We start from the raw sequence: 18,525 nt of genomic DNA, 5'->3' as shown, positions 1-18,525 counted from the left end.
ATATGATTGAATTACCTCAAGTAAGTCCTGCCGCTAATTCCCGCAAACCAGATTGGTTACGCGTTAAATTACCGATTGGCGAGAAATATACGAACGTCCGCAAAATCGTAGACGAATATAAGTTACACACGATTTGTCAATCTGGCAATTGCCCCAATATGGGGGAATGCTGGGGAGAAGGGACAGCCACATTCATGATTTTAGGGAATGTATGCACACGTTCTTGCACTTTTTGTGCCGTAGCCACAGGACGTCCTGCTGAATACGACGAAGACGAGCCGCGCCGCGTAGCAGAAGCGATTCAACTGATGAAAGTAAAACATGCGGTAATCACCTCGGTGAATCGCGATGAATTAAAAGATAGAGGTGCGGAAATTTGGTACCAAACCGTTCGCGCGGTAAAAGAAACCACCCCCTTAACAACCATCGAAACCTTGATTCCTGACGTAAAAAATAATTGGGATGCTTTGATTCGAATGATTGAGGGTGGCCAAGAAGTCGTTTCGCATAACATGGAAACAGTCGAACGTTTATATCGCTATGTTCGCCCTCAAGCAAAATATGCACGGAGTTTGGAGCAAATTAAACGGACGAAAGAGTTTGGGAAACGCAATAAATCTGGGATTATGTTGGGTTTAGGCGAGACGCAGGATGAAGTATTAAAAGCAATGGACGACCTAATTGAAAATGGATTAGATGTATTGACTTTAGGGCAATACTTGCAGCCTACGAAGATGCACCACGAAGTGATCGAATGGATTCATCCAGATACGTTTGCGATGTACAAGGAGGAAGGTTTAAAACGTGGGCTTGCCTATGTGGAATCTGGAGCCCTAGTGCGTTCAAGTTACCACGCGGAAAAGCATATTTAATTTATGAATTTAGCCCAAACCACCGATCGCGCATACGATTACATCCTAGCGGGCGGGGGAATGGCAGGTTTATCTTTGGCCTATTATTTATCTAAAAGTAGTCTTAGTTCGCGGCGTATTTTGATCATCGACCGCGGTATTCGCCACGAACAAACCTTTTGCTATTGGAGTGCAGAACAAGGCGAATTCGATTTTCTAGCAGAGAAATCCTGGGATTCACTCTATTTTCATAGTTCCCGACCCTCATCGATTCAGTTAACTATTGAACCTTTTAAATATCATAAAATCAATAGTATCGCCTGGTTTTCGCATATCGAAGCGGAATTAAGCAAACACCCGAACATTCATTTCTTAGCGGCTGAAATCAATTCTATAGGCTTTCAAGGCCTAGGTACTATAGTCCAAACATCGGAAGGCGAATACTATGCCTCGGAAAAAATCTTCGATAGCTTTAGCCCCTTCCCTTGCGATAATGCTTACCCTAAACATCTCAAACAACATTTTTTAGGCTGGGAGGTGGAATGTAACTTCAATAACTTCGAGGTAGACGCAGCACATCTATTTGACTTTCGCGTGGCATTTGGCACCGAGTGTGAATTTATGTATGTCTTACCCACCAGTCCTCGAAAGGCACTTTTCGAATATACCTTTTTCTCTGGAACATTACGCGAACCCGAATTCTACCGGGATAAGATAAAATCGTATTTATTTGCCTATTATGGACTAACAGGAGATGATTACCTGATAAAAGAGGAGGAAAGCGGGGTAATTCCGATGCGCAATAATCCGAACGCGGTGGAGAATCTGTATCAAAAACTGTTAAAAATTGGAACCAGTGGCGGCTTTGTAAAATCCACAACAGGATACAGTTTTCACCGTACTCAAAAATTCTGCCAAGACTTAGTAGCAGCCCTCGAAAAAGGTCCCTCATCACAGCTCATTATTCCACATCGCCCTTGGAAAATTTGGTTAGATGAAGTCTTCTTGCACGTATTGATTGATCAAAAAATAGCAGGCTCTAAAGTATTCGAATGCCTATTTTATAAAAATAAACCAGCCTTACTATTAAAATTTCTACAAGAAGAAACCACCTGGAAGGAAGACCTTCGATTAATGTGGTCTGTACCCACTTTTCCTTTCGTTAGAGCCGCATTAAAAACTATTTACCGGTCAAAAATTAACTAAGTTGAATTTTTTGGTTCCTACTATTTGAGTAAATTTGCAATTCTTTAAACTAAAAATTCGCCCATGGCTTATCTATTTACCTCTGAGTCGGTTTCTGAAGGACACCCTGATAAAGTAGCTGATCAAATTTCTGATGCGTTAATTGACCATTTCATGGCTTTTGACCCCACCTCTAAAGTGGCATGCGAAACGCTTGTAACTACTGGTCAAGTAATTTTAGCTGGCGAAGTAAATACAACGACCTATTTAGATGTACAAGCCATCACACGTGAAGTAATTCGCAAGATTGGTTATACAAAATCAGAATACATGTTTGAGGCGAACTCTTGTGGTATTTTATCTGCGATTCACGAGCAATCTGCTGACATTAACCAAGGAGTGGATCGCAAGAACCCGGAGGAGCAAGGTGCAGGTGACCAAGGAATGATGTTCGGTTTCGCTACGAAAGAGACTGACAACTACATGCCTTTGGCCTTAGACTTAGCCCACAAAATCTTACAAGAACTTTCAGCTATCCGTAACAACGAACCATCGTTAATCGGGTACCTTCGTCCTGACGCAAAATCTCAGGTGACGATCGAATACAGTGACAACCACGTGCCACAACGCATCGACACGATCGTTGTTTCGACGCAGCACGATGATTTCGCGCCAGAAGCAGAGATGCTAGCAAAAATCAACAAGGACATCATTGAGATCGTTATCCCTCGCGTTAAGGCTAAATTAAAGCCTGAATTGCAAGCTTTATTCAACGATGCCATCACTTACCACATCAACCCTACAGGTAAATTCGTGATCGGTGGTCCACACGGAGATACCGGTTTAACTGGCCGCAAGATTATCGTAGATACCTACGGTGGTAAAGGTGCTCACGGTGGTGGTGCATTCTCAGGTAAGGATCCTTCCAAAGTAGACCGTTCAGCTGCCTATGCAACACGTCATATCGCGAAAAACTTAGTAGCTGCTGGATTATGTGACCAAGTATTAGTTCAAGTTTCTTACGCGATCGGTGTAGCAAAACCTTGCGGTTTATTCATCGATACCTACGGAACAGCGAAAGTGGATATGACAGACGGAGAAATCGCACGTAAAGTAGAAGCGATCTTCGATATGCGTCCTTATTTCATCGAACAACGTTTGAAATTGCGTAACCCGATCTATTCTGAGACAGCAGCTTATGGTCACATGGGTCGTAAGAACGAAATCGTTACAAAGAAATTCACAGGTCCTAATGGCCAAATAGTAAGTAAAGAAGTGGAATTATTCACTTGGGAGAAATTAGACTACGTAGATACAGTGAAAACTGCTTTCGGGATTTAATTATACTTACACTGATATAAAAAGAGGCGACCTTCGGTCGCCTCTTTTGGTTAACAATATTTTTTTTCTACATTTCCTCGCTAGCCAGATCTTCGGCTCGAAGCGCCTTCACGGCATTAGTTTTTGATTTAAATCGTTTAATCTGTTCTGCAATCGCATGTAGCGCTAAGTCTAATGCTTCTTCAAATGATTTTGCTGTTTCTTTCACAAATAACACCGCACCAGGTACCGTGATCTTAATTTCTAACATTTTCTCTTTTACCTTTCCTAAACTTGTCGAAACTTTAAGAAACACCTCACCTCCGGTTATTCGGTCATAAAAAGTGTCTAATTTGTTTAACTTTTCTTGAATGCTTTCTACCAATTTGCGGTCCGCAGTAAAGTGGATCGCGTGAACTTGCACTTTCATAAGCTTAAAATTTAATGGTGAAAAACGCTTTGGGAATCTTAGCAAAGCTGACAGAAAAAAGAACGTTTTAGATTCATTATAAACGTATCGTATTTTTTAGGTGATGTCAAGTTTTTAACAGAATTTATTTGGGCAGAGCCCAAATAAATTCTGTTAAAAAAGTCGCAGCTTCGCTGCTTAGTCGACTTCGTCTTAGTCGCGACTATGTCGCTTAGTCAGTAAACGGTAGTCAGTCCGGGGGAAATGAGTCCGTAGGTAAGGAGGCAACCACTAAACCATCGCCACCGGCGATTCCTACTCTGATCTTTGAACTTTGCTATTCTACCTCCGGACTCCCTCCCTCCGGACTAAAATATTTCAATCGCACCAACCTCACCACCACCCCATTCTTCCTTAAAAAATCATGCCAAAAGTGCTGAATAGCCGACAAGTGATCATTCGGGGATTTAACTTCCACGAAGGCATATTCATCTCCTCTTTGGATAAATAAATCCGGAAAACCTTTTACATGCGTACCTAAATGAGTCCACATATACTGGGAAATGGCCGCCAAACCTTCCGTGGGTAATGCAGTCAGAAACCTTTCCATCAACTCAAAATCCAGCGAATACCAATCCACCAAAGGATTCATAGAACCTTGGTTTTCCGAGGCACGCGAACGTAAAACGTCTAACAAAGCAACACGGTCCGAAAGTAAATGCAAGGGTAATTCCCCTGCAAAACTTTCCTTTGCGTAATGACTAGGGGCCCATTGAAAAGGGTGATGAAAACCATCCTTACGATCCGTAAAAATCAAATCCCAAGCGAATAAACCTAGAAAATTGCGCCAAATCTGGTTCTCCGTAAAGGCAGCATAATAACCTTGTGATTCAAAATATGCCGCCACACCCGCTTCGACTTGACCGATATACTCGGGTGATATTTCAATAATTTCAGCTTGCTTAAGCGAAGAAGTGACTTGTTTGATGGATTTTTTGGAGGCTTGTTTGGCTAAAAAATCTTCGAAAAAATGAATCTCCGTGGGCGAAACACAGATTTCTAATCCCACTCGAGCCCAAGCCACTGCTTCTTCCAATTCACCTAGTTTCTGCAAAATCCGAACGCGGCGCTCTAAAGAGGCACCAGACATTGAAACCTCATATACTTCCAAGGCTTCTAAATAGGCTTTATTTCGCTCTAAAGAGCGCCCTAACGAAAAACAGGCGGACTCAAAAGACCGAATCGATGGGTCTAAAAGGGACGTCGATAAAGGTAATATATGTACACGCCAAGAAGCCAAGATTTCATCCACACTTACTGTCGTGTTATAAAACCACTCCCGCCACATGGAGATGGACCACTTTTGTTCCGCCTCTTCCCGCGTTTGGAAATAAGGCTTTAAATCGTCCTCCTGCACCTCCACGAAGGCACGATGACCCAGATCTCGTACCACAAAATCGGTTAAATCGCGGGACCGTGTGCCGAAAAACAAGAATTGAATAAAAGTGAAAACCTCTAATCGCAAAGGCGCGACTACTCCAGCAGAAAATTCAGCGATTAAATCAACCGAGGAAACCAAGGCTGCCACTTCGTCTTTGGAAGCGGAGCTAGGCACTTTGATTCCTTGTTTTTTGGCCAAAACAACACATTCCTGCTTCGTAAAAATCGATTCGACTCCTTCAGAAATATCCATTAAAAAACCAGCGGAGCGCAAAACTTGTAGCGGTCGTGCTACATCCCCTATCTCCGGATAGCTTAATTTCTCCACTCGAAAAAAAGACGACCGACGGGAGGCTAAGCGCAAATATAGGCATTGCGCAGCAAAAGATAAGTCAGAAAAATCTTGTAAAAATACTATTTCCGATTCCTGTAAAAGGGGCAAATAATGCCGATCTAGGTAGCGAAGAATATAGCTAAAATGATCCCAATAATAGGTAGCAGACAATTCTATTTCGCTTTTTTCGCTCATTGCGCAATATTGTTTATCTTTGTTTACCTTTTTAGGGGATTATCATTTTATTCATAAATCAAAACAAAAATATGCAAACTGTTGCTAATTTCAATTTTGCTGGTAAAAAAGCGCTAGTACGTGTTGATTTCAATGTTCCGTTAAATGAACGTTTCGAAATTACAGATGATACCCGAATTAAGGCGACGATTCCTACGATTCAAAAGATATTGAAAGACGGTGGATCGGTTGTATTAATGTCTCACCTAGGTCGCCCTAAAGATGGTCCTACTGAAAAATATTCATTACAGCATTTAGTTACTCCCTTATCATTGGTTTTTGGCGTAAAAGTGAAGTTTGTATCAGATTGCATCTCAGATGAAGCAGTCGAAATAGCGAACGGTTTACAAGCGGGGGAAATCTTGCTTTTAGAAAACCTTCGTTTTTATAAAGAAGAAGAAAAAGGGGATGTTGATTTTGCCAAAAAATTAGCCTGTTTAGGCAATGTTTGGGTAAATGATGCCTTCGGGACTGCACACCGTGCACACGCTTCTACAGCGGTGATTGGACAATTTTTCACGGATAAAGTGAGTGGCTATGTGATGCAAGCGGAATTAGATAACGCACAAAAGATTCTTGAATACTCCGAACGTCCGTTTACGGCGATCATGGGTGGATCGAAAATCTCGGATAAAATCTTAATTATTGAGCGTCTTTTAGACAAAGTAGATAATTTAATCATCGGTGGTGGAATGACATATACCTTCTCTCTTGCTGAAGGTGGTAAGATAGGCAATTCTATCTGTGAGCCAGATAAAGTTGCTTTAGCGAAGGAGTTAATCGAAAAAGCGAAGGCCAAAGGCGTGAACTTAATCATGCCTTTAGACAATGTTTGTGCGGATGATTTCAATAATAATGCTAACCGTCAAACGGTAGAGCGCGGTGAGATTCCAGATGGTTGGGAAGGACTAGACATCGGACCTAAATCCATCGCCTTGTTCGAAGAGACAATTGCAAAATCAAAAACAATCCTTTGGAACGGACCAATGGGCGTTTTCGAATTCCCTAACTTCGCCATCGGCACGAATACTATAGCTGATGCTGTGGTAAAAGCAACAGAAGAAAATGGCGCTTTCTCCTTAATTGGAGGTGGAGATTCTGCATCTGCTGTGAATAATGCAGGATATGGTGATCGCGTAAGCTACGTCTCTACGGGTGGTGGCGCTTTATTAGAATATATGGAAGGTAAAACTTTACCAGGGGTTGCGGCTTTAGAGGCTTAGGAACCAAAATTTAGATAAAATTGCCGAAGGCGAGGAATGTTTCCTCGCCTTTTTGTATTTTAGTCTTTTGACACAGATTGCCTCCATGATTCAACATAAAAAACCAACCCATCTCCGTTCAAGCTACCTTAGTTTAGATAGTCGTCAAATTTATGAGCCGTCTAAAACGGCCTTTTTTGCGGTGAATGGACTGAACCACGATGGCCATCAATATGTGGAATCTTTGTATGCTAAAGGCGTTAGGGAATTTATCGTCGAAGAATCAGCTTGGCACGGAATGTTAGCTGAAAAAGCAGTCAGTTGGGAGCAGACTAATATTTATGTGGTCGAAAACAGTATCGCTACCCTACAATCAATCGCCCAAAACCACCGGGAACAATTCCATTTCCCTGTAATCGCTATTACCGGATCCAATGGCAAAACCATCTGTAAAGAATGGCTAGCTATCCTGTGTAATGGAAATTTTTCCGTTGTGAAAAGTCCGAAAAGTTATAATTCGCAAATCGGTGTTCCGCTTTCTTTATGGGGCATGCAGGAGAAACACAATTTGGGGATTTTTGAGGCGGGTATTTCACAAAAGGGAGAGATGGAAAAAATTGAAGCAATGCTTCAACCCGATTATGGAATTTTTACGCATTTTGGAGAGGCCCATGGCTCTAATTTTAGCTCAGACGAGGAAAAGCTTAGAGAAAAATTAATTCTTTTCAAAAAGGCCAAAAAACTCGTTTATCGTGTCAAAGACCTACAAAATGACCCCATTCAACGGATAATGCAGGAGATCAATTCCTCTTGCGAATTATTCGGTTGGAATACGATTAGTCCAGAGAAAGGATTGTTTACTTTTTGGCAAACAAAAGGTAATTCCTCACAAATAAAAGTAATTAAAGCAGCTCAAAGCGAAGCATTTATCGATAGTCAACTCGATTTTACCGATGAAGCATCCCTAGAAAACGCTACGAATTGCATCATTATGGCCTCCCTATTAGGGCTTAGCCGAGATGAATTAGGAGTTAAGACTAAAGTACTCAAGCCAGTATCCATGCGCCTTGAAATGAAAGAAGGATTGCGTGGAAATAACCTGATTGACGATTCTTACAACAATGATTTAGATGGCCTACGTCTAGCTTTACCTCTTTTACAGAAAAAAGGACAAAAGAAAAGCGTTCTGATATTGAGTGATTTCTTAGAAACGGGATTAGCAGAAAAGGATTTATATTCCACAATTGCTGCCTTAATTCATCATCAAAAAATTGATCGAATCATTGGAATAGGAGAACAAATCATCCGAAACAAAATCGCATTTGACCAAATAGATGTCTTCCATAGCACCGAAGATTTGATTGCATCTGGACTTTTAAATTCCATAAGCAATAGTCAAATTTTACTTAAAGGAGCTCGAAAATACAATTTTGAGAAACTAGTCCACACCCTAGAAAATAAGACCCATAGAACGCAATTAGAAGTTAATTTAGATGCTATTCAGCACAATTTAGCCTACTTTAAAAAGGAAATCGGCCCCAAAACAAAATTGATGGTCATGGTCAAAGCTTTTGCTTATGGTACAGGATCCATTGAAATAGCTACGCTATTGCAAAATAGTGGTGTTGATTACCTTACCGTAGCCTACACAGATGAAGGCGTATACTTACGGAAACACGGCATTTACGTCCCTATTATGGTCATGAATCCTAACATCGAAGAATTTGATAAGCTAACAGAAAATGGATTAGAACCGGAGATTTACAGCTTTGAACTGCTAAAAGCGATCGATGAATACGGAACCCAACAAAGCAAAAACATCAAAATCCATATCAAATTAGATACGGGGATGAAAAGATTAGGATTTGAACCCTCAGAAATCCCTGAATTAGCTGAGAATTTGGCTCAAATGCCTCATTTATGGGTAGCAAGCATTTTGAGTCATTTAGCCGCTGCAGATAGCCCACAACATGCCTTATTTACTGAAGAACAAATACAACTATTCAATGAAGCTGCGAATCAAATTGAAGACAGCTTAGGCTATCAAACCATTAAACATATTGCAAACTCCGCAGCGATCCAAAATTACCCTTCAGCACGTCTAGATATGGTGCGTTTAGGCATCAGTTTATACGGAATTACCGGTAATCCCAACGTAAAAAATAAGATTGAAAACGTTTTAACTCTAAAAACCTCCATTTCCCAGATCAAAAACATAGCCGCAGAGGTAACAATTGGCTATGGAAGAAAAGGAAAACTTGCTCAATCTGGCCGAATTGCAACACTCGCCATTGGCTATGCAGACGGCTATTCTAGAGCCCTTGGAATGGGCAAAGGAAGCTTCGAAATCAAAGGTCATTTATGTCCCACGGTAGGCACCATTTGCATGGATATGTGCATGGTTGATATCAGTGAATTTCCAGACATTTCTCTAGGCGACATCGCCATCGCCTTTGGCGGAAAAATACAATTATACGATTTAGCTAAACAAGCTGAAACCATCCCTTACGAACTGATGACAAATATCAGCGAACGCGTTAAGAGGGTGTATGTAACTCAGTAGACAGTGGTCAGTGGACAGTGGTTAGTAGACAGTCCAGAGGGAATGAGTCCGAAGGAGTATGTCCATTCACCATTTACCATTTACCATCGCTTCCCTCATTAATATTATATTTAGCAATAACGCTATATATAATATCACTAATTGTCATAATTGCTAAATAATACTTGTCTATATTGCTAATTAATTAGCTCTGCTGCTATATAACTTATCAATAACCTGATTTGGAGATATCCATTCAATATATTAACTTAGCTAAATATCAAACAATAGCATGGCTGTCGAGAACATAGCAAAAGCTTTAGGGGATGAATCCAGACGGAAAATCATCGAACTATTAAAGGAAGGAGAGCTTCCGGCTACGGCTATATTTGATCAATTTGACTACGCCGCCCCTACTATTTCCAGGCATTTGTCCGTTTTAAAAGATGCGGGTTTAGTAAGTACGCGTAGAAATGGCGTCTTCATTTACTATCAATTAGAGAAGGATGCTCTGCGTCAATTAGACGAATGGCTCTCCCCTTTTCTACCTAAACCGAAGGCAATACCTAAAGAAAAATCGGATCCGACTCCTAAAATACCGAAAGAAAATCCTTTCGATAAATTCCAGTCTGAATTCTAATTTATAAAAATAATACAATTTAAAATGAAGCGATTTGTGTTCATTATTCGAGGTCCAGTGGCAGGAATTTCTGGCGAATCTAGCTTAGCATCAGAGGCGGAATTAGACCAAATTCGCAACTGGTTAAAGGGCTTAAAATCGACCTATTCTGACATGCTTTTTCAAAAATTTTCAGGCGAATTAAAAGCATTAAATCTGAGTGGAAAATTAGACCATCGACTAATTCAGCAAATTGATGGTGGAGAAATTTCCCAGATCGTCACTCTGATTTTACCGAGCCTAGAGGTGGCCGAAGAAATTGCAGCTAGCTTTCCCTTCCCTAATGAGTTTTATAGCCTCGAATTGAGAGAGATGGCATAAACGATATATAATACTACGAAAAAAGGCTCATACTTAACGTATGAGCCTTTTTTATTTATTCGCGACGAGAATCGCGTATTTTTCGTCTCCTTATAGATTGATATCGCCTACCATATTCTCAGGCTTTACCCAAGCATCAAACTCTTCCGCTGTTACATAACCTAAAGAAATCGCTGTTTCTTTCAACGTAGAGCCATTTTTGTGTGCGGTTTGTGCTATTTCGGCTGCTTTATAGTAACCGATTTTGGTATTTAAGGCTGTAACAAGCATAAGTGAGTTATTTACATGCTTAGCAATGTTATCGTGCAAAGGCTCGATGCCCACCGCGCACTTATCATTAAATGCTACACATACATCTCCTATTAAACGAGCAGAATGCAAGAAGTTATAAATCATCACAGGCTTAAATACATTTAGCTCGAAATGGCCATTTGACCCACCAATTCCGATGGCTACGTCATTGCCCATTACTTGTGCTGCGACCATGGTCATTGCCTCACATTGCGTCGGATTAACTTTACCAGGCATGATCGAAGATCCGGGCTCATTATCTGGAATATGAATCTCTCCAATGCCAGAACGAGGACCGGAAGAAAGCATACGTACATCATTTCCTATCTTCATTAAGCTTACAGCCACTGTTTTTAAAGCTCCGTGAGCTTCTACGATAGCATCGTGTGCCGCTAGAGCTTCAAACTTATTTTCTGCCGTCACAAACGGCAATCCAGTCAATGTAGCAATATGCTTTGCTACATTTTCAGAATACCCTTTAGGCGTATTGATACCCGTTCCTACGGCCGTCCCTCCTAAAGCAAGTTCAGAAAGATGCGCCAAACTATTATTGATTGCTCGTAAACCGTGATCTAACTGAGATACATAACCAGAAAATTCTTGTCCTAATGTCAAAGGAGTCGCATCCATAAAGTGCGTGCGACCGATTTTAACAACATTTTTAAATGCTTTAGCCTTCGCCGCTAACGTATCTCTCAATTTAGTAATACCAGGAATGGTAACTTCCATCAGCGACTGATATGCAGCTATGTGCATAGCCGTGGGAAACGTATCGTTCGATGATTGAGACTTATTTACATCATCATTCGGATGCACAAATTTTTGCTCATCCAGTAAATTTCCGCCTTGCAGCACGTGAGCGCGATAGGCAATCACCTCATTGCAATTCATATTAGATTGAGTTCCTGAACCAGTTTGCCAAACCACTAAAGGAAATTGGTCTGCCCATTGTCCACCTAAAATTTCATCACAAACCTGACCTATTAAGTTCTTTTTAGCCTCATCTAAGACACCTGCCTCAAAATTCGTAATCGCCGCTGCCTTCTTTAAATAAGCGAAGGCCCGAATGATTTCCTTCGGCATCTTGTTAATATCTTGAGCAATGGGAAAGTTCTCGATCGAACGTTGCGTTTGAGCACCCCAATAAACATGAGCAGGCACTTGCACCTTACCCATTGTATCTTTTTCAATTCTATACTCCATAAGATGTTTTGTATTAAATTTGTCTTAGTCTACAAAAATACCACCAAAATCCATAATATGCTTACAATTTACGGAATTCCTGCCTGCAATACGATGAAAAAGGCCTTTGACTATTTGAACGAAAAAGGGATTCCTTTTGAGTTCCACGATTACAAGAAAAAAGGCATCAGTGCAGATCTATTGCGCATTTTTATCAATCAATTAGGTGAAGAAATCGTCCTAAACAAACAAGGAAGCACGTATCGTCAACTGAGTGATACAGAAAAAGCAAACTTAGATGTATTCACTTACCTACAAGAAAAAACATCTGCCATTAAGCGACCTATATTAGTCCAAAATGACAGATGCTTCGCTGGGTTCAAACCAGAAAAATTAGATGTTTGGCTAACTATATAATTACCCTTTATAGAACATCCATTTAGCCATCTCTTTCAACGTAATTTTCTTTCCATACATCAAGATTCCTACGCGGTAAATACGGGCTGAAATCCAACTGCAGCACAAGAAACCTAGTACCAGAAGAATCATAGAGGTAGCTAATTCCCACGTAGGTACACCATAAGGCAAGCGAACCATCATGTTGATGGGGGAAGTAAATGGAATCATCGAAGCCCAAAAAGCCATCGTGCTGTCTGGATCTTGCATCGTAAATTGTGCCATAATGAAAGCCAAAATAATAGGTAGCATCACAATAAAAGTAAACTGCTGAGCTTCAGCAGTACTCTCCACGGCACTACCAATGGCCGCAAAAAGAGAACTATACAGCAAATAACCAAATAAGAAATAGAACAAAAATCCGCCTAAAACCAATGGAATATTGGTGCTTTCAATCACCTTTGTCACTTCATCCATCGGAGATGCTTCCATCGTTTTCGCGACTTCAGGATCGACTTTTTTGACCTGCTCCACCTTCTGTTGCATCGGACTTGCTCCATAGAATGTAGAGGCCACTTGAGTCAGCCCAATCGTTAGCACAATCCACAGCAAGAACTGTGTTAAACCTACCATTCCTACGCCCAAAATCTTGCCCAACATCAATTGATATGGCTTGATGGATGAAATGATCACCTCAATAATTCGACTACTTTTCTCTTCAATAACGCCTGCCATTACCTGCGAGCCATATAATAACAAAGTGATATATAAGAGCATCCCCATCACTCCGGCTAGGATCATCGCGCCACCAGAGGAAGAACTTGTCTCATCCCCCGTTGAAGAAACGGAGATGGTTTCACTTATAATCTCGACTTGTGTTTTTTCGTATACTTCTGAAGCGATGCCTGCATTCTGCATTAGAGTGGCACGTACTTTTTTCTCTATGACTCGCTCAATGGACGACTTTAGGGGCATACTTAAATTCTTCTCCGAATAAATCTTTAGCTCTTTTGAATCACTTAATATGTTTTTAGGTAAGTGAACAAAAGCCACATAACCCTCTTTTGAAAAAGACGCCTTAAGCTCTGCAGCAGGCTTATTTACGAGCTTGAAATCCACCTCTTTGTCCACTAAATCTTTGGCCTGAAACAAACCACTCTCATCTAAAATCTCGATTCGTTTCACCTCTTTGTCTTGCATAGCTAACCAAATAGGTATGGCATAAATCGCTGTAATCAATATAGGCCCTAACAGAGAGGCAATCCAGAAAGATTTCTTTTGAATTCGGGTCAAATACTCCCGTTGAATCACTAATAATATCTTGTTCATCGCTTATTTCGTTTCTTCTACTACTTGAATAAATATGTCATTAAAAGAGGGGATCACTTCCTTAAACTCGAATAGATCAACCTGCTTGATCAAGGCAGAAATAGCTTGGTTTGTCCCATCCGATTTAGCTAATTTGATTACGGCTGAATGCTGCTCCGCATCCACTGAAACTACTTCAAAAGCTGGCGAATTAGTTAGTTCCCCTGAAAACTTCACCGCATATTCATCTTTCTTGAAACGACTGCGCACCTCTTCCTTCTCTCCCGTTAAAACCACTTTTGACTGATTTATCAAGGCGATACTGTCACACAGTTCCTCTACTGATTCCATTCGGTGAGTAGAGAATAAAATGCTAGTGCCACGTTCTTTTAATCCCAAAATCTCATCCTTCAACATATTCGCATTAATCGGATCGAATCCAGAAAATGGCTCGTCCAAAATCAATAATTTAGGCTCATGTACTACCGTAGCGATGAACTGGGTCTTTTGTTGCATCCCTTTAGACAAATCATCCACTTCCTTATACCACCAGTCTTTAATGTCTAACCGAATAAACCAATCTTTCAATCGACTCTGGGCTTCAGCTTTAGAAAGCCCCTTTAGCTGCGCTAAATACATCAATTGATCACCTACTTTCATCTTCTTATATAGACCACGCTCTTCAGGCAAGTAACCTATTTGCTCCACGTGTTTCGGATGTAAGACCTCCCCGTCAAAGATAACTTGCCCTTCGTCGGGTGCGGTTATTTGAGTAATGATTCGAATAAGTGAAGTTTTGCCGGCACCATTAGGGCCTAGAAGACCAAATATTTGGCCCTTAGGAATCTCTAAACTAACCCCAGCTAGGGCTGTGTGATCCGCATAACGCTTCACCACCTGTTGAATAGATAGTATCATAGATTGAAAATGTTGAGACGAATTTAAACAAAAAATGCGTTCAAAAACCTAGTAAAATGATGAACGCAAAATACAACGGATGAATGAATTTAGGCAATGATTTTGGAAACAAAATCCCAGATGACTACACCCATACTCACCGATACATTTAAGGAATGTTTTGTACCAAATTGAGGAATTTCTAAGCTAAAATCAGCCTCATGAATCCAGGCATCATTTACGCCAAAAACTTCATTACCGAATACAAAAGCATATTTCTGATCCTTTATCGGCTCAAATTTTTCTAAAGAAACAGAGCCTTGTACTTGCTCCACGCAAACAATTTGATATCCGGCCTCTCTTAATGCTTTGCGGCTATCTGTTGCATCCGCAAAATAGACCCAATCTACGGACTCATCCGCGCCTAAAGCTGTTTTCGATATCTCTCTATGTGGAGGTTGCGCGGTGATTCCGCATAAATGAATGGATGAACAGCGAAAAGCATCCCCCGTCCGAAAAGCGGAGCCTATGTTATTCATGCTTCTTATGTCATCTAAAACGATCACATAAGGGAATTTTTCTGTGGTTTTATAAGTGGATACATCGAGCCTATTGAGCTCATCCATCGATAATTTCATAGACATATTTAGGCAATCCAAGAGAAAGGATAAGCCAATTCAGGCACCTTTACTCGATCTGCTAATTTTTCTAAACGCGCCGGTAAATTAGCTACATAATCACGTGCCTTTTCTGCCGATTCGTTTAATCCAGTCATATTTTCAATATTCCAATCAGCGATTAATCCTTTCATTATCGTCACGTAATCGGTTGTGGTATAAACCCCTAAACGCTGGGCTGCATCGGAAAAATGCTCGAATAAGGAGCTTTTAGCCCCATTAATCTCCCGCAAGAAATGCGCAGGCATCACAATTTTCTTTTTCATCATGTCTGCAAAAGCAAGCATCATTTCGTTCGGATCTAAAGTGAAAATTTCAGAAACAAAAGAACGATATGCCTTGTGGTGACGTAATTCATCCGCCGCTATTTGTGCACACATACGTGACAACAAAGAGTTGCCGTGTTGCTTAGCTAAAGAAGCCGTGCGACGGTGAGAAATGTTTGTAGCTAATTCTTGGAATGAAGTATAAACGAAGTTACGGTACGGATCCGCTGTAGTGCCTATATCAAAACCATCTGCAATGAGGTACTGGGTAGAGACGGCTACGGCTTTCATATCCACTTTGCCTGAAAGATATAAATACGTATTTAATAGGTTCCCGTGGCGATTTTCTTCTGCAGTCCACGTCCGAATCCAACGAGACCAGCCATCTGTTTGATCTACCTGATTCACGGTCTCCATTCCTAATAACCAAGATTCATACGTAGGCAAAGCCTCTTCTGTAATCGTGTCGCCTATTAGAACAGCCCAGTAATCATAAGGTAATTCGTTCGCTGCTTCTTGCAAAGCTTTCACATCCGCAAAGAATGAATCCTTTGTCGAATCAGGTAACATATCAGCAGGCTGCCAATTGGTATCGATTGGGACTAAATAGTCCTTCACGTAAGTATCCATATTTTTAGCGAGCTCCGTCATGACCTCGAATCGAGTGTGAATTAGTGACATATTTTTTTTATTAAATTATTAACTAGTGAAGGTACACAAAAAACCCTATTTAATTTCCCAAATACGCAATTCCTTTATCCTGAGTTCTCCACTTAAGGAAACTAATCGAACAGATTCTTTTTTAGTAGGAAAGCGCAAAGAGCTGATAGCTACCGTGCCATCTTGAGCCAATAATTCTAAAGTAGAGCGGTCTACCACTAACTGCATTACCTTATCTCCACCAGGAATAAATGGTGCCGATTGAATCATATCAAAGCCTGGGGCTGGAATTTGACCACTTAAACGACGATCAATAAACCAATCTTGACTCTTTTCATCAAATCCAATTCGGGTCAATTCCGGATTATCTTTCGCCCCATCACCTAGCTCAATTCCCCATTGTTTAGCGCTAGTTGAAGCCACTTTCAATTCAATAAGGTAGGTTTTATTTTGCAAAAACTTCATGCCTGATAAGTCCTTAGAACCCTTTAATACTAGATTATGAGCTTCATAATCTGGCTTGGCTTTTGTCAAATCAGGCTTCAATACTTGTTTTAGTCGCAAACCCTGAGACGTTCGAACAAGGGATAAAGTTCTGGCTAAGGACATTTGGCCTTTATAAGGAAATGTAGGCTGCTCCTTTGCATAAGACCAACTCAGCATCCATCCTAACCAAAATGACTCCTTATTTACCGTATTATAAAAAGGGATAGCCGCATAGAAGTCGCGTCCATAATCCACATAATTCACTTGCTCTTTAGGCGCATCATTTGTGAAGGTTTTTCCATCAAAATCCCCAACGAAATACTGCATTCCTACCGATTTTTTATAGGGCCCTTGACTCGATACAGCAAATACCCATTTCGTCTCCTTAGAACCTTCTACAGGTAATTCTAGTAAAGAAGGGCATTCCCAAATCATATCCACATCGCCTTGATGGCCAAACTCGCTTAAATAATTCCAATGCAATAAATCTTTAGAACCATAAAATTGCACCGTAAATTCCCATGGCTTTACCACTGACATCACATATTGATGAGATGGTTCATGCCAAATAATATTAGGGTCTCTAAAATCCTTTAATTGAATGGAAAGCACAGGATTTTGCTCGTATTTTTTCCAGGTTAGGCCTTCATCATTTGAAAAGGCTAGGTGCTGCTCTTGCAGGGTATTGGGGTAATCTGCGGTATAAATAGCAATCAACAACGATTTTTTAGGGTCCCCTAAACCAGATACATGGTCTTTATCATATACGACACATCCAGAAAAAATATACTCTTTCCCATGAGGAATGGCTAAAGGTAATTCCTCCCAATGCAATAAATCTTTACTTTTCGCGTGTCCCCAGCTCATATTTCCCCATTCATTCCCTTTCGGGTTATGTTGGAAAAATAGGTGGTAATATCCATTGATATAGATTAATCCATTGGGGTCATTCGTCCAGTTTATCTTCGGACTAAAATGAATAGCTGGTCGCCATTGCTCCGTAGATTTTTGGGAAAAAGAATTATACGCTAGAAGCGTTAAAATGAATAAAATCGATTTTATTTTCATCAATTTGGAGATAATACGCGTTTTTAAAATGGGGACTAAACCAGTCGCCTAGATTGTAATATATGCCTCCAGTCGCTAGAGGATAAGCAATTGGATGATGCCGATGGCCAAAGACAAAAGCTTCAATTTCAGGCTTTGAAGTAGCCGTTTCATTCACATAGGACACAATATAATCCGTCTTTGGATCAAATGCTTGCACCCCTTTCGATAGCGTACCTTCTTTTCTAGTAGATGACCAAAAATTTGCTAAACTTATTCCCACATTTGGATGTAAGAATCCAAACAACCACTGAGCCAAGGGATTCGTAAAAACCTTCTTTAACATCTTATAACCCGTATCTCCTGGACCTAAACCATCGCCATGGCCAATGTGAAGCAAAAAGGTCTTAGCTGCCGTTTTAATAGACAAATCGCAAGGTTCCCGGTAAATTGTAGCACCTACTTCTTTTTCTAAATAATCCCACATCCAAAGATCATGATTACCCACAAATATATGAATGGCAATGCCTTGATCTGCTAGTGCAGCTAGCTTCCCTAAAAAGCGGACAAAACCACGCGGAACGGCGGTCTTATATTCAAACCAAAAATCAAATAAATCCCCTAACAAAAACAAATCCTGGGCATCTGACTGAACTTGATCTAACCAGATAACTAAAGCTTTCTCTCGTTCCCTTGAAGCTATTTCATCCGGAAATCCCAAATGAAAATCGGACCCGAAATACACTTTTTTCCCAGATTTAAGATCTATATGAATCATAAAAAAAGAGGTGCCCTGTA

At 40.6% G+C, this 18,525-nt stretch carries 17 protein-coding genes; 8 read left to right on the top strand and 9 right to left on the bottom strand.

From position 1 onward, the window contains the following. The first annotated feature begins 2 nt into the window (after positions 1–2). The 3 genes from lipA (at position 3) to metK (ending at position 3,377) form a co-directional block, all read left to right on the top strand. A complete protein-coding gene (lipA, locus tag ACST14_RS00140) occupies positions 3–872 on the top strand; it encodes a lipoyl synthase (RefSeq protein WP_459459344.1) in 870 nt (289 codons plus the stop codon). A gap of 3 nt (positions 873–875) precedes the next feature. Beyond that, a complete protein-coding gene (locus tag ACST14_RS00135) occupies positions 876–2,057 on the top strand; it encodes a lycopene cyclase family protein (protein ID WP_459459342.1) in 1,182 nt (393 codons plus the stop codon). Positions 2,058–2,120: 63 nt separating this feature from the next. Further along, a complete protein-coding gene (gene metK / locus ACST14_RS00130; protein WP_459459340.1) occupies positions 2,121–3,377 on the top strand; it encodes a methionine adenosyltransferase in 1,257 nt (418 codons plus the stop codon). Between the two features lie 67 nt (positions 3,378–3,444). On the opposite strand, the gene ACST14_RS00125 is transcribed toward metK, so the two are convergent. Next, complete coding sequence (locus ACST14_RS00125) at positions 3,445–3,786, bottom strand: HPF/RaiA family ribosome-associated protein (protein ID WP_459459338.1); 342 nt, start codon at positions 3,784–3,786, stop codon at positions 3,445–3,447. A 316-nt stretch (positions 3,787–4,102) separates the two neighbouring features. Further along, on the bottom strand, positions 4,103–5,734 hold the full coding sequence (locus ACST14_RS00120; RefSeq protein ID WP_459459336.1) for a VRR-NUC domain-containing protein: 1,632 nt from the start codon (positions 5,732–5,734) through the stop codon (positions 4,103–4,105). Between the two features lie 71 nt (positions 5,735–5,805). On the opposite strand from ACST14_RS00120, the gene ACST14_RS00115 reads away from it, so the two are divergent. From ACST14_RS00115 to ACST14_RS00100, 4 genes are all read left to right on the top strand, one after another. Next, positions 5,806–6,996 carry a phosphoglycerate kinase gene (locus ACST14_RS00115; RefSeq protein WP_459459334.1) on the top strand — a complete coding sequence of 397 codons (1,191 nt, stop codon included), beginning with the start codon at positions 5,806–5,808 and terminating at the stop codon, positions 6,994–6,996. 85 nt (positions 6,997–7,081) lie between these two features. Beyond that, a complete protein-coding gene (locus ACST14_RS00110; protein WP_459459332.1) occupies positions 7,082–9,538 on the top strand; it encodes a bifunctional UDP-N-acetylmuramoyl-tripeptide:D-alanyl-D-alanine ligase/alanine racemase in 2,457 nt (818 codons plus the stop codon). A gap of 271 nt (positions 9,539–9,809) precedes the next feature. Next, complete coding sequence (locus tag ACST14_RS00105) at positions 9,810–10,157, top strand: ArsR/SmtB family transcription factor (protein ID WP_459459330.1); 348 nt, start codon at positions 9,810–9,812, stop codon at positions 10,155–10,157. Between the two features lie 24 nt (positions 10,158–10,181). Beyond that, positions 10,182–10,517, top strand: coding sequence for a hypothetical protein (locus tag ACST14_RS00100; RefSeq protein ID WP_459459328.1), 336 nt, complete (start codon positions 10,182–10,184; stop codon positions 10,515–10,517). Between the two features lie 90 nt (positions 10,518–10,607). Here the strand turns inward: ACST14_RS00100 and fumC are convergent, their stop codons facing one another. Then, entirely contained in the window at positions 10,608–12,011 is a 1,404-nt protein-coding gene (gene fumC / locus ACST14_RS00095; protein WP_459459326.1) for a class II fumarate hydratase, read from the bottom strand. 57 nt (positions 12,012–12,068) lie between these two features. On the opposite strand from fumC, the gene ACST14_RS00090 reads away from it, so the two are divergent. After that, positions 12,069–12,407, top strand: a complete 339-nt coding sequence (locus ACST14_RS00090) for a Spx/MgsR family RNA polymerase-binding regulatory protein (RefSeq protein WP_459459324.1) — start codon at positions 12,069–12,071, stop codon at positions 12,405–12,407. Here the strand turns inward: ACST14_RS00090 and ACST14_RS00085 are convergent, their stop codons facing one another. From ACST14_RS00085 to ACST14_RS00060, 6 genes are all read right to left on the bottom strand, one after another. Beyond that, positions 12,408–13,715 carry an ABC transporter permease gene (locus tag ACST14_RS00085; RefSeq protein ID WP_459459322.1) on the bottom strand — a complete coding sequence of 436 codons (1,308 nt, stop codon included), beginning with the start codon at positions 13,713–13,715 and terminating at the stop codon, positions 12,408–12,410. Between the two features lie 3 nt (positions 13,716–13,718). Continuing rightward, on the bottom strand, positions 13,719–14,612 hold the full coding sequence (locus ACST14_RS00080) for an ABC transporter ATP-binding protein (protein ID WP_459459320.1): 894 nt from the start codon (positions 14,610–14,612) through the stop codon (positions 13,719–13,721). A gap of 89 nt (positions 14,613–14,701) precedes the next feature. After that, entirely contained in the window at positions 14,702–15,229 is a 528-nt protein-coding gene (locus ACST14_RS00075) for a TrmH family RNA methyltransferase (protein ID WP_459459318.1), read from the bottom strand. 8 nt (positions 15,230–15,237) lie between these two features. Continuing rightward, positions 15,238–16,215, bottom strand: coding sequence for an acyl-ACP desaturase (locus tag ACST14_RS00070; protein ID WP_459459316.1), 978 nt, complete (start codon positions 16,213–16,215; stop codon positions 15,238–15,240). A 45-nt stretch (positions 16,216–16,260) separates the two neighbouring features. Beyond that, positions 16,261–17,748, bottom strand: a complete 1,488-nt coding sequence (locus ACST14_RS00065) for a glycoside hydrolase family 32 protein (protein WP_459459314.1) — start codon at positions 17,746–17,748, stop codon at positions 16,261–16,263. Continuing rightward, on the bottom strand, positions 17,702–18,505 hold the full coding sequence (locus tag ACST14_RS00060) for a UDP-2,3-diacylglucosamine diphosphatase (protein WP_459459312.1): 804 nt from the start codon (positions 18,503–18,505) through the stop codon (positions 17,702–17,704). The genes ACST14_RS00065 and ACST14_RS00060 overlap by 47 nt, the downstream gene beginning before the upstream one ends. Positions 18,506–18,525 lie beyond the last annotated feature (20 nt).

This window comes from Aquirufa sp. A-Brett2-15D (genome assembly GCF_054558735.1).
The sequence above is the reverse complement of the archived record's forward strand: the minus strand, read 5'-3'. Positions and strand labels throughout refer to the sequence as shown.

Excerpts from the sequence above, each read along its gene's own strand:
- lipA (WP_459459344.1), top strand. The coding sequence starts at position 3 with ATGATTGAATTACCTCAAGTAAGTCCTGCCGCTAATTCCCGCAAACCA.
- ACST14_RS00135 (WP_459459342.1), top strand. The coding sequence starts at position 876 with ATGAATTTAGCCCAAACCACCGATCGCGCATACGATTACATCCTAGCG.
- metK (WP_459459340.1), top strand. The coding sequence starts at position 2,121 with ATGGCTTATCTATTTACCTCTGAGTCGGTTTCTGAAGGACACCCTGAT.
- ACST14_RS00125 (WP_459459338.1), bottom strand. The coding sequence starts at position 3,786 with ATGAAAGTGCAAGTTCACGCGATCCACTTTACTGCGGACCGCAAATTG.
- ACST14_RS00120 (WP_459459336.1), bottom strand. The coding sequence starts at position 5,734 with ATGAGCGAAAAAAGCGAAATAGAATTGTCTGCTACCTATTATTGGGAT.
- ACST14_RS00115 (WP_459459334.1), top strand. The coding sequence starts at position 5,806 with ATGCAAACTGTTGCTAATTTCAATTTTGCTGGTAAAAAAGCGCTAGTA.
- ACST14_RS00110 (WP_459459332.1), top strand. The coding sequence starts at position 7,082 with ATGATTCAACATAAAAAACCAACCCATCTCCGTTCAAGCTACCTTAGT.
- ACST14_RS00105 (WP_459459330.1), top strand. The coding sequence starts at position 9,810 with ATGGCTGTCGAGAACATAGCAAAAGCTTTAGGGGATGAATCCAGACGG.
- ACST14_RS00100 (WP_459459328.1), top strand. The coding sequence starts at position 10,182 with ATGAAGCGATTTGTGTTCATTATTCGAGGTCCAGTGGCAGGAATTTCT.
- fumC (WP_459459326.1), bottom strand. The coding sequence starts at position 12,011 with ATGGAGTATAGAATTGAAAAAGATACAATGGGTAAGGTGCAAGTGCCT.
- ACST14_RS00090 (WP_459459324.1), top strand. The coding sequence starts at position 12,069 with ATGCTTACAATTTACGGAATTCCTGCCTGCAATACGATGAAAAAGGCC.
- ACST14_RS00085 (WP_459459322.1), bottom strand. The coding sequence starts at position 13,715 with ATGAACAAGATATTATTAGTGATTCAACGGGAGTATTTGACCCGAATT.
- ACST14_RS00080 (WP_459459320.1), bottom strand. The coding sequence starts at position 14,612 with ATGATACTATCTATTCAACAGGTGGTGAAGCGTTATGCGGATCACACA.
- ACST14_RS00075 (WP_459459318.1), bottom strand. The coding sequence starts at position 15,229 with ATGAAATTATCGATGGATGAGCTCAATAGGCTCGATGTATCCACTTAT.
- ACST14_RS00070 (WP_459459316.1), bottom strand. The coding sequence starts at position 16,215 with ATGTCACTAATTCACACTCGATTCGAGGTCATGACGGAGCTCGCTAAA.
- ACST14_RS00065 (WP_459459314.1), bottom strand. The coding sequence starts at position 17,748 with ATGAAAATAAAATCGATTTTATTCATTTTAACGCTTCTAGCGTATAAT.
- ACST14_RS00060 (WP_459459312.1), bottom strand. The coding sequence starts at position 18,505 with ATGATTCATATAGATCTTAAATCTGGGAAAAAAGTGTATTTCGGGTCC.